This window comes from Flavobacterium sp. MR2016-29 (assembly GCF_015350695.1).
Classification (GTDB): domain Bacteria; phylum Bacteroidota; class Bacteroidia; order Flavobacteriales; family Flavobacteriaceae; genus Flavobacterium.
This window is the reverse complement of record NZ_JADKPU010000002.1, coordinates 578,536-592,900: the sequence shown is the minus strand read 5'-3', so window position 1 is coordinate 592,900 and position 14,365 is coordinate 578,536. Positions and strand designations below refer to the sequence as shown.

The window sequence follows — 14,365 nt, the reverse complement described above, 5'->3', positions numbered from 1 at the left end:
AAAGATCCGCAAAAGCTGTTTAAAAACTGGTTAATGTTTACTTACGTTCAATAAGCAATTCCTTCAATTCATTTGTTTTTAAAAATGAAGCCAAACGACCAGACAGAAGCAACATTTCTCTTTCTTCAGGAGCTATTCTCAATTTTGTCTGAACGTGAGATGAAAATTCATATAATATAAGAATCTCACTAGCAGTTAATGATGTGAATTTTTCTTTATTTAAAGTAGCCAAAATCACTTCGCCGTCTTTGTCTTTAGTAAAGCTGAGTTCACCAAATCTTTCGATTAATTCTTTTCTAAAATTACTGTAGAACTTTAGCCAATTCGAATAATCATCATCAGTGTTTTTTAATTCGGCTACCAGAGCTTCGTATTTTTCATCTTTTTTAAGTTTTAATAGATGATCGCGAAGTGTTGTAAAACCAATTACCTGATAATTAGAAGTCGGGATCTTATAACGTTCCATTAAATTCTCAACATCACGATCAAAAGTCATGTATCGGGTTTGAACGGTATATAAAGAAGCCGTTTCAAACAACGAAATCAGTTTAATTTTCTCATCACTTATATAAGGTTCTTTTTTTCCTTGTCCCAAGCAATCAATAAAAAGCGCTCTTTTGTTTTTGCTATCTACTTTAGTATCATTATAAAGAAGTTCTAACAGCGTTTTATAGCCCGTATTATCTGAAGCTCCTCCATCAATAATGCATAATATTTTGTTTTGGTTTTTTACTCCAAATTTTACTTTTGGCAGCACACCCGGAAAAGCAGAACTTGCTGTGATTGCATACGTAACCGGAAAATCATAACCATCATTTATAAGATTATGATCAAGCGGAATCGAAGCTTTATTGGGAGCCAAAGACGTATTTAAACTTAAACCGTGAATAATATGCGGCATAAACGGAACTCGTTCTCCGTTATTATAAGCCGTTCCGTTTGCGACTAACATTGGAAGGTCAGGATTCTTTTTGCTTTCTTTCGGAATAAAAAAATCAGACATCAGCATTTGGGTTCCAAATTTATTTGGGTTTTCAGGATTTGAGCTGTCATATTGCAAAATCTCCGAGTCTAATCGCTGCGTCATGGATATTTTATCGCCTTTTTCGTTTCGGCTATTGTTTAGAAGAGATAAGATTGTAGCCGATTTATCTACATAATCTTTATACGCATCGGCCTTGGAGAAATAAAACTCATTGAAGGTACAATTGTCGTAATTGAGTTTGTTTTTCAGAATCGTTAAATAATATGCTGCTGAATAACAGCCTCCAGAAACGGTAGAAAAATAATCGATTTCGTTTAAAAAGTTGCGCTGTAAATTGTTTTCCTGAATTTCTTCTAAGCCTAAAAGAACGCCCATACTAAAAAACTGTGCACGCGACCCGCCTCCTGAAATACCGATTCCTAAAGCAATATTTGGATTCTGAAACCTGATATTTCGCTCCTGAACCGATTTATAATCGTTTAATGATACGGCAGGAATTGAACTATAGTTGATCTCTGAAAAAAGATTGATTTTGTTTTGCGAAACTAGAACTTGGCAAAACAAAAAAAGAATCACTTTAAAACAGTTGCATTTCATTTCAGAATCATTAAAATTTCTTAATTCAAAATATATTTAAGCTTACGCGAAGTTACAAGAAACTAAAATGGGTTTTAAAAATTAATTGCAATTACAACTTTTAATTAACTGTGACACTTTTTGTTGGCGACGAAGTACAGGTTTGTTTATCTTTTTTTATTGTCACATCTGCCTTTACTGCAAATGTTCCTCCGGTGGCGTAAGTATGTGAAACGGTTTTTCCAGAAACGGTTTGAGTTGTACCATCGCCAAACGTCCATTTTACTGATGTCAGCGCATAAGTACCCGTATATTCTATTTCGTAATTGATGATTTTTGTATTTGTTGCGTCTGCTGTATGCTTTAATTTAATAAATGTAGATTCTGCTACACAATCGATTCCTCTTTCAATATCAGACTTGCTGCAAGAAAAACTCAGTACTAAAACTGTGATGACAAATAAGTTGATAGCTTTAATTTTCATGATCCCGATTTATTAGTTAGTACTATGAATGTGTCTAGCAAAAATAACGATTTTTAAAATTAACACACTCAAAAACAAGCATTTATTCCACATTAAACAATCTCAAAATATACGAAAGCTCATAAACGATAAAAGCAATCGCCAAATAGCGATGAAAAACTTTATTGTGCACTTTTATCGCCAAAAGGCAAAGTATAATGTGACTTATAATTCGAATGTAATATTCGGTTTGATTGTATAAAAAATAATCACCTCCTTTTATTGCGGTATCAATTAAGTCCGCGCCAAAACTTATCGCAAGAATACCAAAAAACCAATTTTTCCGTGAATAGAAATAATCTTCGTAACCGGTATAATCAACTAAATCATCTGGATACAGAATGGCACACATTAAATAGAAAATCAGAATATAACAGATAATAAAGAAATAATCGGCAAAATACCATTCCTGAATTAACTTCAAGTTAAACTCCCACCACCAAAAATGAATAATCAGCAAAAAAACATAAAACACCCAAAGCGAGTGCACAAAATAAATTTTCTTCCGACCCGGATGCTGAATAAATAGTACCGAACCTTTAATAAGATGCGTTAAACTTAAACCCAGAATTATACCGATAATCGATTTGACGTGCGTTAGTTCTTCCATAAATAAAAATTTATTTTATAGAACTAAAATTAAGCCAATTAATTAAAAAACAAGTCTTTATGTCGAACTATTTGACCGCAAATAGCGCTAAGGTCACGCAAAGACTCGCAAAGATTTTTATTCTTTTGCTGCCGCCCGATCATGAGAAGCCCGCAAAACCTTTGAACCTTTCCCTCTCTGACCCTTTGTGACTCACATTAAGCTCTTTTAATCTCATGCCCAACAAATTCTTCCAACGCAGCAAACATATCATCTACAGAAAGCACTTCGAAATCGGGGTGATTTTTAAGGAAATTGGCATTTAGGGTCACCAAGTTTTCTTCTAATTCATAAAAAGTATCGTTATTCAAAGAGTCGCGAACCGGATTTACACCTTCAAATTTACCGCTTACAAATTTATTCAGCTTTACGCTGCTCATCAGTTTTACTTTTTTGCTTTGCTGCTGAAACAACTCCAAGTGTTTCTCGGCGCCAATCAAAGCTAAACCTTCTTCCAGCAGTTCGTTTAGTTCTTTGTTCCAACCTGATTTATAGACAAACTGCGCAAAATTTCCTTCAGTATATTGCGACCAATAATAATCGAGATAATAACTCAATAAAGCATCTTCGTGAATAAATTCGTCATCGACGCCTTCTTCGCGCATTAAATTGATTACCGAAATATTTGAGTGAATAATATCATGCAGATTTTCACTATTCATCGCCGTTTCAGAAACTATTATTCTACCAAATTCCTCCATTTTGTTTGTTTTTTGAGATTGTTTTGCAAATTTCAGTTAAATAAAAACAGAATCAAATTCCGTCACTATCCTTTTTTTCATTCATCTTTGCGACCAAGGCTTTCAAACGCAATGCCTGCTCTTTTTTTTCCTCACGAAGCTTAGCCTTTTTCCGATTTAGCAATTTGGTATGCAAAGCCTTATTTTTGGTATTTTTTTCGGGTCCTTTTGCCATGATTTCCTCTTAGTTTGTTTTGCAAATTTCGGCGAAATAATGATACATTAAAAATATTTTTTGGGCGTTTCCCTCTGGGCCGGGCTATTCGCTTCAAGTCCTCGCACTTCCTTCGTCAGGCTGTGGGCTTTCCACTGCTATCCCTAACGCACTCGTTTTCAAAAGAAGATTTGATTTTTGCGAGTATATTATGAAATAAGAAGGATTGTTCTAGTAAATAAAAAATATTAAGTTCACTTTGATAAATTTATAAGATAGTTCCTGATAGAAGTTAACTAATTAAGAAATGGAATAATGATTGATAAAGTAAGTGAAGAGAATTAAAGCTTGGCATAATCATTAAATTCTAATAACCAAAAATTTATCAAAACATGAAAGAAACTATCCAAAAAAGTTTAATTTTTTCATTGCTACTAACTAACATTTGGAGTGTTGCTGTATTTTTTATTTATTTCTTTGAACGTCCTGGAATATTTAGTGGTTTGAAAACTCTTGGATTTTTCTTATATTCTTGTTGGTTTTCAGCAAGCTTTGGATTAATCGTACTATTAATTTCATTTATAAAAAGATTAAAACCTAAATTTAAAATATTCTTGCTCACATTGATTTTCTGGATCAATTTGTTCTTTTTTATCCTACTTTTAATTACAATGGCTGTACAAATAATTGACTCGGGAGCATTTTTTGAAATATTATTTTATGCTAATATCATTGTTGCACCAATAGCAATGTTACTCATTATGAAAATTTCAAAACAATCGAATAATCGCTAATCGCTTTTTTGTCAGAAAGTTTGGCAATTAAAAAATTAATATAGTTCAATTCTGTTTTGTTGGATTTATTATACTTTTATTGATAATTAGAATGATTGTTAATTTTTAATTTATTTTAAAAAACATTATGGATAATGAACTTTTAACAGACTACGCAAGCAAGAAAACCAGATTTTTAAATCTTGTTATTGATAACTTTATTTCTTGGATTTTATTTATTATCACTATTTTATTTTTTGAAGATTGGATACAGTCAAATATTGGCAAAGGATCGGCTTTAATAAATATCTCTTGCTTTTTATTATTGCGCTTTATTTATTATATGTTTTTTGAATCTCTTTTTGGACGAACACCAGGAAAAATTTTTACTGCAACAAAAGTAATAGATGAAAATGACAAGAAGCCAAATTTCAAAAAGCTGTTAATTAGAAATCTTTCACGATTTATTCCTTTCGATGCAATATCATTTGCGGTATCTGATATTGGCTGGCACGATTCTATTTCTAAGACTAGTGTTATAAATACTTAAAAATGAACCCAACCTTCTTCCCTACCCAAGAAAAATTCAGAATATGGCTAGAAAAGCATCACCAAAAAGAAACCGAACTTTTAGTAGGTTTTTATAAAGTGAACAGCAAAAAGCCATCAATGTCCTGGTCAGAATCTGTAGATCAGGCGCTTTGTTTTGGCTGGATCGACGGTGTTCGAAGATCTATCGACGAAGAAAGTTATTCGATCCGATTTACACCGAGAAAAAAGTCCAGCATTTGGAGTGCTATCAACATTAAAAAAATAGAGGAACTCACAAAAGGGGGATTGATGAACGAAGCCGGCATAAAAGCTTTCGAATTAAGATCGGAAACGAAATCCAGAATTTATTCGCACGAAAAAGAACCTTCCATTCTTGATGCAGAATTCGAGAAACAATTTAAAGAAAATAAAAAAGCTTGGGAATACTTTAAGAACCAAGCGCCATCCTACAAAAAAGTTATGATTCACTGGATTATGACGGCGAAACAAGAAAAAACCAGAATTTCACGTCTCGAAAAAACAATAAGTATAAGTGCTGAGCAAAAACGAATGTTGTAAGTTTTGATTTAAATTGAGAATAAACAGTAACTTTATTCCGTTAAAAAGCTAAAAGAAGAACAATGACAGAAAGAACAGCCTTACAATATTACGTTTTAGATGTATTTTCAAACGAAAGTTACAAAGGAAATCCGTTGTCTGTCGTTTTTACTGATGGCAATTTAGAATTAGAAACCTATCAAAATATTGCGAAGGAATTTGGTTATTCTGAAACTTCATTTGTTTACTATTCAAAAGAACAAAAAGCACTAAATGTTCGCTCGTTCACGCCAATTGGATTTGAAATAGACGGTGCTGGACATAATTTATTAGGTGCAGTCTGTGGCGCTTTGTTAAAAAAAATGCCCATTTTTGATGAGCAGGACGAAAACAATCGTTTTGTGATTATGAAACATTCACCAATTCCGTTGACGGTAAGTTTTGATACTGTTACGCAATATCCGATTGTGCAAATGCATCAAAAACAAGCGGTTATCAAACAGCAAATACCAACTTACAAAATAGCAATTGCGCTGGGTTTTAAAATTGAAGATCTCGAAATCGATATGCTTGTGCCAACAGTTGTTCAGACGGAAGTAGCGCATACTATGGTTCCAGTTCGAAGCAGTCAATTATTAAATGATTGTGTTCCGGACAGCAAACTTTTGATTGAAATTTCGAAAGAATATCAATTTGAAGGGTTTTATTGTTTCTCTATTTCTAATGAAAATCAAAATCATATAGTTGAAGCCCGATTTTTTAATCCAATAATCGGAATTGAAGAAGATCCTGCAACAGGAACTGCTGCTGGGCCTTTAATTGGCTTTTTAACCAAAAACAGATACACGCAATTAAATAAAGAATATAAAATTCTGCAAGGCGTAAAACTCAACCAGGCATCGCTTATAGAAGTAATGTGCAGGCAAAATGATGTTTTAGTTGGCGGTTCTTCTATTATTACAATGCGAGGTGAACTTTATATATAAAAAAAGCTGCATTAAGTGCAGCTTTTTTTATATATAATATTTTAGTTTTTAATCCCTTGTTTAATTGGTTTTGGTGGCTCTTGTTGAGGCGGAATTCGTTTCTTTAAAAACAAAATCTGACCTAAATGACTCGATTGATGCTCCATTACGTGAAACCAGCAATATTGATTGGTCATGTCGTATTTTAACTGAACTTCGGCAAACCAAGCATCGTCCCTTTTCTTTAATTCTTCAATAGTTTTTGCACGAACTTGATTATAAATGTCCAAATAATATTGAATATCGTGACCTTTAAATTCGTCGCGTCCGCCTTGATCTAAATTTAAAGCGTTGTTCCAAATTTTCTTTTCTTCTTCATTAAAATCCCTGTTTTCAAAAGTAAAAACCTGATAATATTTTTCGGCTGCAGCCAAATGCATCACCAAAGCTCCAATTCGATTCGCCTCTTCATCATGGAGATAATCGATTTCATACTGACTCATGTTTTTCACCGTTCTTTCAACACGAGATTTAAGATCTTCCAGCATCGAAATCATGTCGGCGATCTTTGGAGAAGCTCCATCAACATTTCCTATTCTAGCTTGTGGTCTTGGTTTAATACCGCTTCCTTCTAATAATAAACTGCTTTTCCCATCAACGCTTGATTTATCAGATGTAATTTTATATTCCTTTACTTTTACAATGGCTTCTTTTGAAGTTCCTAAACTCCATTTCGGAATGTCTCCATTCTTTACAGCAGTTTCAAAACTTGAATTTAAAACAGTTAAAGGTTCAAAAATACCTTTATCATTTTCAATCCATAATTCGAACTTATCAAAATAGAATTTTCCGTTATTGATACAAAGACCTCCAAAACTCAATGATTTGCTATTTTTATCTAAAGTTCCTTCAACAGTATACGAATTCCATTCTTTAGATTTTACAGGTCTGTCCTGCATATTATCAAAAAAACCTTCTTCATCATTTTTAGTATCAACTCTTGCCCATACTCCAGCCCAAGCTGTTGGTTCTGTAGTTTCGGCTTTAACAGATGCAATTACCTTGAATTTTTTCGTAACAGCAGTCTGAATATCAATTGTCTGATTGAAAGATGTCCAATCACTTGAAATCGTTTTTTGTGTTTGAGCATAACTGGTGCTGAAAAACAAAAATAACAGTGGTATTATTAGTTTTTTCATTTTTGGAAATTAAAGTTGCAGTAAATGTAATATTTGTTTCTTTAAGTAATAACTTACTTTTATGAAAAATAATGCACAAAAAAAAACCGCACTCAAATAGAATGCGGTTTTAAGATATTTTATCTGAAAGAATCTTAATTCGTTTTCATAGGAGGCAAATCAAACGCGATAGAATCGTGCTCGAAATTGTTACGGTGTCCGCCATCGCAAAAAGGTTTGTTTGCAGATAATCCGCAACGGCAAAGTCCAAGTGCAGATCTTCCTTGAAGTCCGTAAATCGTTCCTTCAGCGTCCATAATTTCGAAATCGCCTTCTATTTTTATAGATCCGTTTTTATTGATGATTAATTTTGTCTTGCTCATAACTTGTTTTTGTTTTTTTCAGGGCAAAGATTGCGAAATATATCTTGATTTATAAATACTAATCGTAGTTTAAACTGGTTCTATTTTATGGCGGTTTTCAACAGAGATGCAGAGAGGTTCGCAGTTGTCAGATTAAATTTTCTTTGCGAATCTTTGACTTTCCGAGATTAATTCGCATTCTTTACTAAAAACTTGGTGAATCTCTGTGTTTATTCTCCGCGAATCTCGGCGAAAATCTTGGCGAATCTCGGCGAAATAACAAAATCTCAATTCTATTGCTTATTTTTGCACTCAATAAAATTGACTTATGATACAGAATCCAAAGAGATATACTATTACAGCGGCTCTTCCTTACACCAACGGACCTATTCATATTGGGCATTTGGCGGGGGTTTACGTGCCGGCAGATATATATTCGAGATACTTGCGTTTGCAGGGAAAAGATGTTGCATTTATTTGCGGAAGCGATGAACATGGGGTTGCAATTTCTATGAAAGCAAAAAAAGAAGGAATTACACCACAAGAAGTTATTGATAAATATGACGGAATTATCAGAAAATCATTTGCTGATTTCGGGATTTCTTTTGATAATTATTCCAGAACTTCGGCTAAAATTCATCATGATACGGCTCAGGAATTTTTTAGAAAACTGTATGAGAATGGTGATTTTATTGAAGAAATAACAGAGCAATTGTACGATGCAAAAGCAGATCAGTTTTTAGCTGACCGTTTTGTTGTTGGAACTTGTCCGAGATGCGGTAATGAAGGAGCCTACGGCGATCAGTGTGAAAATTGCGGATCGACTTTGAATGCGACGGATTTAATTAATCCAAAATCGACAATTACCGGAGAAACTCCGATCTTGAAATCTACAAAACACTGGTTTTTACCATTAGACAGATATACTGATTTCTTAACAGAATGGATTTTAGTCGGACATAAAAACGACTGGAAACCGAATGTTTACGGACAAGTAAAGTCTTGGGTTGATGGCGGATTGGAACCTCGTGCGGTAACGCGTGACCTTGACTGGGGAATTGATGTTCCGGTTGAAGGTGCCGAAGGAAAAAAATTATATGTTTGGTTTGATGCGCCAATTGGATACATTTCATCAACAAAAGAATGGGCGTTGCGCGAAGGAAAAGACTGGGAACCATACTGGAAAGATGAAGATACCAAACTGGTTCACTTTATTGGGAAAGACAATATTGTTTTTCACTGTATCATTTTCCCGGCGATGCTTAAAGCCGAAGGAAGCTATATTTTGCCGGACAATGTTCCTGCAAATGAGTTTTTGAATTTGGAAGGAAACAAACTTTCAACTTCTAAAAACTGGGCGGTTTGGCTGCACGAATATTTAGAAGAATTTCCGGAGAAACAAGACGTATTGCGTTATGCATTAACTTCTAACGCTCCTGAAACTAAAGATAACGATTTTACGTGGAAAGATTTTCAAGCGAGAAATAACAACGAATTGGTTGCGATTTTTGGAAACTTTATTAATCGTGTTGTGGTTTTAACCAACAAATATTATGACGGTTATATTCCAACTCCGAATGAATTATCAGAAGTTGACGAAAATACTTTAGCAGAATTAAAAGCCTATCCGGCCGTGATTTCAAGTTCGGTTGAGCGTTACAGATTCCGTGAAGCTTTAGGAGAATTGATGAATGTTGCACGATTAGGAAATAAATATCTTGCCGACGAAGAGCCTTGGAAAGTAATGAAAGAAAATCCGGAGCGTGTAAAAACACAAATGTATGTGGCATTGCAAATTGCTGCCGCTTTAAGCATTTTAGCTGAACCGTTCCTGCCTTTTACTGCGGCTAAATTGTCAAGAATATTGAAAAATGAAGGCAAATTGAACTGGAATGACGTTGCTGAAAATTCAGAATTAATTCCTGAAGGTCACCAAATTGGCGAAGCAGAATTGCTTTTCGCAAAAATCGAAGACGAAGAAATACAAAAACAAATAGACAAATTGGAAGCTACCAAAACCGCAAACATCGCTGAAAACAAAAAAGCTGAGCCTCAAAAAGATTTGATTCAATATGAGGATTTCGCTAAAATGGATTTACGTGTAGGAACCATTATTGAAGCTGAAAAAATGCCAAAAGCAAACAAACTTTTGGTACTAAAAATCGATACCGGAATTGACGTTCGCACAATCGTTTCAGGAATTGCCGAAAGCTTTTCTCCCGAAGAAATTATTGGTAAACGCGTTACAGTTCTGGCAAATTTAGCACCAAGAGCGTTACGTGGTGTTGAAAGCCAGGGAATGATCTTAATGACAACAAATGCTGAAGGAAAACTAGTTTTTGTAAATCCAGATGCTGATGCACCGAATGGTGAGACGATAAACTAACGTTTTATAAATACTATAAAATTGCGTGAATCGATTGATGATAATCTATTCACGCTTTTTGTTTTTAAAAAATTTCTTACGCCTAATAAAGTTTGGAAAAAAAATAAGATATTCGCCTAAACTAAACCTTTTAACCATTTGTAATGATAAAAAAACTATTTATCACCTATTTATTTTTCAGCTGTTTAAATTCTTTCTCGCAAGAAATTGTAAAAGAATTTGATTTAAAATTAGACAAGAAAAGAGATTTTTTTCAAGTAGTTAATGAATCTGAAAAAGAAGTAATTCTATTTTTAAATGATAAGGAAAAAGTCACTTCAATAAGATTTGATGAGAAGTTCAATATTATAGATTCTTTGACCGCTACCCGTCCAGAAAAAAAATATGACAATATAATTGGTTATAGTCAAAAGGATAATAATTATTTTGTTTTTTGGGCATCGGAAGATAGAAAAGAAATCAGTGCCCAATATTTTAATTTTGCAAAAAAAGAAACTCGTACAACTCCAATTTCACTAGAATTAAAAAAAGAAAAAATAGTTAAGGAAGTTACTATTAACAATACTTTTTATCTAATTACGATTGTTAAAAATACAAGTTTTTTGAAATTTTATATTTCAAACAATGATGGAAACCTAATTGAAAAAACTGTAGATTTATCTCATTTCGAATTTAAAAATATATTTAATCACCCTGAAGATTTATATACTGTCTTAACTGATGAGTCTTCAGAGCCTTGTTTTCAAACTATAGCCAGTGACAGTCCTCCATCATTAGCTATGAGTTCTAAAAGATATAAAATTTATACTTCTAATCCTGGCGAGATTATTTTTACGATAGACAATACTACAAAAGCAACACAAATTTTAAGAATTAATCTTTTAGACTTCACATCAAATCTAATATCAATTAAACAACGAGAAACTATTAAAGGAGAGTATGGAGCAATACAATTTAAATCGAATTCATTTTTGATTGACAATAAAATCCTTCAGTTAAAAACAAATTCATTTGTTTTGTTTTTTACCATTACTGATTTAAATGGTAATAAAATTAATGAATATAAAGTTTTGCATAATGAGGAAATAGGATTTAAAAATTCTGATTTTTTTCAGCAAAATAACGGCTTTCTCTTTAGTAAAAAACCTATTAAAAATTCAGAACAATTTCTAAGAAAAATTAAAGACTCGCCAAGCATTTCATGTTATAATTTAAATGGAATTTACTACACTGTTTTGGGTAGTTCTGATGACATTATTCATGGAGGTGGCGCTATGGCAATGGGTGCAGGTGGCATGGGTATGGGAGGAGCCGCAATAGCCCCTTTTAGTTATGGAAGAAGTTATACAGTAGAAAATTTAATTTCCTATAAAGATAAAGTTGTAGTGTATACAAATTGTCTATTTGATGCTAATTTTGGGCATCTTGATGGCGAGATGAAAACCTCAGCTTTTGATAAAGCTAGGAGTTTCCTCGAAGAGAACGAAGAAATTAAAGGCACTGTTTCGATGTTTTCAACAAGTTTGTATAAAGATCTAATACTTTTTAAATTCAAAAATAGTTTATACCTAGGAAACTATAGCAAAGACTATAAAAAATATCAAATTTTCAACTTTTCTGAATAATGATTTGAAAAGCGTAATTTAAATTTAAATGAAACTCACAAAACCAAGATTAGCTCTAATCTGCGGTATACTCTGCATATCGATTTTTCCAATATTGGTTAAGCTTAAACTAGCGCCAGGATTAATTTCGGCTTTTTATCGAATGTTCTTTGCGGTGATTTTACTTTTGCCCTATGTTTTATTAAGCAAAAATTTTAAAATTCCAACACTAAAATTTATTCTTTTGGCAGCGCTTTGTGGCATATTATTCGCCTCAGATGTTGCGGTCTGGAATATCGCTATTCAGGATTCAAGCGCGACGCAGGCTTCGTTGCTTACAAATTTATCTCCGCTTTGGGTTGGGATTGGTTCTTTCTTGTTTTTAAAATCAAAACCGGCAACTAATTTCTGGATCGGAACGATTGTTTCTTTATTCGGAATGGTGACTTTAGTTGGTTTTAGCTTTTTTATGGAATTGAATTTCAATCAGGCTTTTTTGTTTGCAGTTTTATCCGGAATTCTGTACTCGATCTATCTTTTGGTCAGCAAAAATGTACTTTCAAAGGTGGATGTTTTGTCTTTTATGACTATTAGTTTATTAGCTTCAAGTATTTATTTAGGAATTCTTTGTTATACTTTAAACCAACCTTTTACCGGATTTTCAAATACGGGCTGGTTTGTACTTTTGCTTCAAGCGGTAATTTGTCAATTATGCGCTTGGCTTTCTATTAGTTATGCGACACAACATATGCGCGCAACCCGCGTTTCATTAAGTTTATTGAGCCAGGCTGTAATTACATCTATTTTAGCTTGGTTGTTTTTAGAAGAACAAATAACTTTACAAATGGTTTTCGGCGGAATCGTTTTACTTTTCGGAATCCGAATTACTTTTTACGATAAAACTATTTCTTTAAAAAAGCTTTTTTCTAAGAAATTGATTTAAAATGGTTTCATGCAGATTTGAAAATCATTTTAATTTCAATAATCTGTGTCAAAAAAAACTGAAACAAACAAAAACTTGAAACAAAAAACATATGTTACATAAAAGCAAAATACCAAATTTAAAAGTAATCGCATTTGACGCTGATGACACTTTGTTTGTAAACGAACCATATTTTCAAGAAACCGAACATAAATTTTGTGCCTTGATGGAAGATTATCTTTCGCATCAGGGAATTTCGCAGGAGTTATTTAAGATCGAAATTGCCAACTTGCCATTATACGGCTACGGAATTAAAGGTTATATTCTTTCGATGATTGAAGCGGCGATGAACATTTCAGAAAATACAATTCCGATTGAAGTTATTCAAAAAATTATTCAATACGGAAAAGAACTTCTTGAAAAACCAATCGAATTGCTGGATGGAATCGAAGAAACTTTACAGTCACTGCACGGAAAATACAAATTAGTCGTTGCTACAAAAGGTGATTTGAAAGATCAGCACAGCAAATTACATCGTTCTGGATTGGGGCATTATTTTCATCATATTGAAGTAATGTCAGACAAACAAGAAGTCGATTATGAGAAATTATTAGGACGTCTAGATATTCAAGCTTCTGAATTTTTGATGATCGGAAATTCTTTAAAATCAGATGTTCTTCCAGTTTTGGGAATTGGCGGTTATGCCGTTCACATTCCGTTTCATACCACTTGGGAGCACGAAAAAATTAATCACAAAGTCGAACATGAACATTTTAGTTCCTTCGAAAAAATTACCGAAGTCGTTCACAATTTATTATAATGAAAACACTTTTAGACTTAGAAAACTGGAATAGAAAAGAACATTTTCAGCATTTCAGACAAATGGAAGAACCATTTTTTGGTGCAACTGTCGAAATTGATTGTACCCAAGCTTATCAAACGGCTAAAAATTTGAAAGCTTCCTTCTTTATCTATTATCTTCATAAAACATTAGTCGCGGTAAATTCAGTTGAGAATTTTAAATATAGAATTTCAGAAGACCAAATTTACATTAACGAACGCGTCGATGCTTCTGCAACAATAGGCCGTGAAGACGGCACTTTTGGATTTTCTTTAATTGAATACAATCCCGATTTTAAAATCTTTGAGAAAACAGCTTTAGCAGAAATTGAACGTATTCAAAACACAAGCGGACTTTTTACAAGATCTTTTGATAACGATAACCTGATTCATTTTTCGGCAATTCCGTGGCTGAATTTTACTTCACTTTCTCACGCAAGAAGTTATACTTTTCCAGATAGCTGTCCTAAAATCTCTTTCGGAAAAATGATCACTTCAGAAACCGGAAAAAGAACTATTGCGATGTCTGTTCATGTTCATCATGGTTTGATGGACGGCTTACACGTTGGCCAGTTTGTAGATATTTTTCAAAATTTAATGAATAGCTGATTTTTTTAAG

The 14,365-nt window shown here is 33.2% G+C and carries 16 protein-coding genes; 9 read left to right on the top strand and 7 right to left on the bottom strand.

The window, feature by feature from the left end; translation table 11 throughout:
* Nucleotides 1–37 precede the first annotated feature (37 nt).
* The 5 genes from IR010_RS08480 to IR010_RS08460 all read right to left on the bottom strand — a co-directional run bounded on the left by IR010_RS08480 (nt 38) and on the right by IR010_RS08460 (nt 3,648).
* Complete coding sequence (locus tag IR010_RS08480; RefSeq protein ID WP_194603045.1) at nt 38–1,582, bottom strand: patatin-like phospholipase family protein; 1,545 nt, start codon at nt 1,580–1,582, stop codon at nt 38–40.
* Nucleotides 1,583–1,682: 100 nt separating this feature from the next.
* The gene (locus IR010_RS08475) at nt 1,683–2,045 is read right to left on the bottom strand and encodes a PKD domain-containing protein (RefSeq protein ID WP_194567406.1); all 363 of its coding nucleotides are present in this window, start codon (nt 2,043–2,045) and stop codon (nt 1,683–1,685) included.
* A gap of 82 nt (nt 2,046–2,127) precedes the next feature.
* A complete protein-coding gene (locus IR010_RS08470; protein ID WP_194567408.1) occupies nt 2,128–2,694 on the bottom strand; it encodes a hypothetical protein in 567 nt (188 codons plus the stop codon).
* Between the two features lie 197 nt (nt 2,695–2,891).
* Entirely contained in the window at nt 2,892–3,434 is a 543-nt protein-coding gene (locus IR010_RS08465; protein WP_194567410.1) for a DUF4375 domain-containing protein, read from the bottom strand.
* A gap of 52 nt (nt 3,435–3,486) precedes the next feature.
* Complete coding sequence (locus IR010_RS08460) at nt 3,487–3,648, bottom strand: hypothetical protein (RefSeq protein WP_194567412.1); 162 nt, start codon at nt 3,646–3,648, stop codon at nt 3,487–3,489.
* A gap of 371 nt (nt 3,649–4,019) precedes the next feature.
* On the opposite strand from IR010_RS08460, the gene IR010_RS08455 reads away from it, so the two are divergent.
* The 4 genes from IR010_RS08455 (at nt 4,020) to IR010_RS08440 (ending at nt 6,475) form a co-directional block, all read left to right on the top strand.
* Nucleotides 4,020–4,421, top strand: coding sequence for a hypothetical protein (locus IR010_RS08455; RefSeq protein WP_194603042.1), 402 nt, complete (start codon nt 4,020–4,022; stop codon nt 4,419–4,421).
* 127 nt (nt 4,422–4,548) lie between these two features.
* Nucleotides 4,549–4,950, top strand: a complete 402-nt coding sequence (locus IR010_RS08450) for an RDD family protein (protein ID WP_194603039.1) — start codon at nt 4,549–4,551, stop codon at nt 4,948–4,950.
* Nucleotides 4,951–4,952: 2 nt separating this feature from the next.
* Nucleotides 4,953–5,510, top strand: a complete 558-nt coding sequence (locus IR010_RS08445; RefSeq protein WP_194603036.1) for a YdeI/OmpD-associated family protein — start codon at nt 4,953–4,955, stop codon at nt 5,508–5,510.
* Between the two features lie 62 nt (nt 5,511–5,572).
* The gene (locus IR010_RS08440; RefSeq protein ID WP_194567418.1) at nt 5,573–6,475 is read left to right on the top strand and encodes a PhzF family phenazine biosynthesis protein; all 903 of its coding nucleotides are present in this window, start codon (nt 5,573–5,575) and stop codon (nt 6,473–6,475) included.
* Nucleotides 6,476–6,516: 41 nt separating this feature from the next.
* Here IR010_RS08440 and IR010_RS08435 read toward each other — a convergent pair whose 3' ends face one another.
* Together IR010_RS08435 and IR010_RS08430 are read right to left on the bottom strand one after the other, a co-directional pair.
* Nucleotides 6,517–7,653 (bottom strand): DinB family protein, encoded by a 1,137-nt coding sequence (locus IR010_RS08435; RefSeq protein WP_194603033.1) that lies wholly within the window; start codon nt 7,651–7,653, stop codon nt 6,517–6,519.
* A 134-nt stretch (nt 7,654–7,787) separates the two neighbouring features.
* Nucleotides 7,788–8,015 carry a CDGSH iron-sulfur domain-containing protein gene (locus IR010_RS08430; protein WP_194603030.1) on the bottom strand — a complete coding sequence of 76 codons (228 nt, stop codon included), beginning with the start codon at nt 8,013–8,015 and terminating at the stop codon, nt 7,788–7,790.
* 307 nt (nt 8,016–8,322) lie between these two features.
* Between IR010_RS08430 and metG the strand changes: the two genes are divergently transcribed.
* The 5 genes from metG to IR010_RS08405 all read left to right on the top strand — a co-directional run bounded on the left by metG (nt 8,323) and on the right by IR010_RS08405 (nt 14,355).
* Complete coding sequence (gene metG, locus IR010_RS08425; RefSeq protein ID WP_194603027.1) at nt 8,323–10,380, top strand: methionine--tRNA ligase; 2,058 nt, start codon at nt 8,323–8,325, stop codon at nt 10,378–10,380.
* Nucleotides 10,381–10,523: 143 nt separating this feature from the next.
* Nucleotides 10,524–12,005, top strand: a complete 1,482-nt coding sequence (locus IR010_RS08420) for a hypothetical protein (protein ID WP_194603024.1) — start codon at nt 10,524–10,526, stop codon at nt 12,003–12,005.
* Between the two features lie 28 nt (nt 12,006–12,033).
* Complete coding sequence (locus IR010_RS08415) at nt 12,034–12,927, top strand: DMT family transporter (RefSeq protein WP_194567433.1); 894 nt, start codon at nt 12,034–12,036, stop codon at nt 12,925–12,927.
* A gap of 91 nt (nt 12,928–13,018) precedes the next feature.
* Complete coding sequence (locus IR010_RS08410; RefSeq protein WP_194567435.1) at nt 13,019–13,726, top strand: HAD family hydrolase; 708 nt, start codon at nt 13,019–13,021, stop codon at nt 13,724–13,726.
* Nucleotides 13,726–14,355: a chloramphenicol acetyltransferase gene (locus tag IR010_RS08405; RefSeq protein ID WP_194567437.1), complete on the top strand. Its 630-nt coding sequence runs from the start codon at nt 13,726–13,728 to the stop codon at nt 14,353–14,355. Before IR010_RS08410 ends, IR010_RS08405 begins: the two co-directional genes overlap by 1 nt.
* The last annotated feature ends 10 nt before the right edge of the window (nt 14,356–14,365 follow it).

Coding starts and splice junctions, on each gene's coding strand:
- IR010_RS08480 (WP_194603045.1), bottom strand. CDS start 1,582: ATGAAATGCAACTGTTTTAAAGTGATTCTTTTTTTGTTTTGCCAAGTT.
- IR010_RS08475 (WP_194567406.1), bottom strand. CDS start 2,045: ATGAAAATTAAAGCTATCAACTTATTTGTCATCACAGTTTTAGTACTG.
- IR010_RS08470 (WP_194567408.1), bottom strand. CDS start 2,694: ATGGAAGAACTAACGCACGTCAAATCGATTATCGGTATAATTCTGGGT.
- IR010_RS08465 (WP_194567410.1), bottom strand. CDS start 3,434: ATGGAGGAATTTGGTAGAATAATAGTTTCTGAAACGGCGATGAATAGT.
- IR010_RS08460 (WP_194567412.1), bottom strand. CDS start 3,648: ATGGCAAAAGGACCCGAAAAAAATACCAAAAATAAGGCTTTGCATACC.
- IR010_RS08455 (WP_194603042.1), top strand. CDS start 4,020: ATGAAAGAAACTATCCAAAAAAGTTTAATTTTTTCATTGCTACTAACT.
- IR010_RS08450 (WP_194603039.1), top strand. CDS start 4,549: ATGGATAATGAACTTTTAACAGACTACGCAAGCAAGAAAACCAGATTT.
- IR010_RS08445 (WP_194603036.1), top strand. CDS start 4,953: ATGAACCCAACCTTCTTCCCTACCCAAGAAAAATTCAGAATATGGCTA.
- IR010_RS08440 (WP_194567418.1), top strand. CDS start 5,573: ATGACAGAAAGAACAGCCTTACAATATTACGTTTTAGATGTATTTTCA.
- IR010_RS08435 (WP_194603033.1), bottom strand. CDS start 7,653: ATGAAAAAACTAATAATACCACTGTTATTTTTGTTTTTCAGCACCAGT.
- IR010_RS08430 (WP_194603030.1), bottom strand. CDS start 8,015: ATGAGCAAGACAAAATTAATCATCAATAAAAACGGATCTATAAAAATA.
- metG (WP_194603027.1), top strand. CDS start 8,323: ATGATACAGAATCCAAAGAGATATACTATTACAGCGGCTCTTCCTTAC.
- IR010_RS08420 (WP_194603024.1), top strand. CDS start 10,524: ATGATAAAAAAACTATTTATCACCTATTTATTTTTCAGCTGTTTAAAT.
- IR010_RS08415 (WP_194567433.1), top strand. CDS start 12,034: ATGAAACTCACAAAACCAAGATTAGCTCTAATCTGCGGTATACTCTGC.
- IR010_RS08410 (WP_194567435.1), top strand. CDS start 13,019: ATGTTACATAAAAGCAAAATACCAAATTTAAAAGTAATCGCATTTGAC.
- IR010_RS08405 (WP_194567437.1), top strand. CDS start 13,726: ATGAAAACACTTTTAGACTTAGAAAACTGGAATAGAAAAGAACATTTT.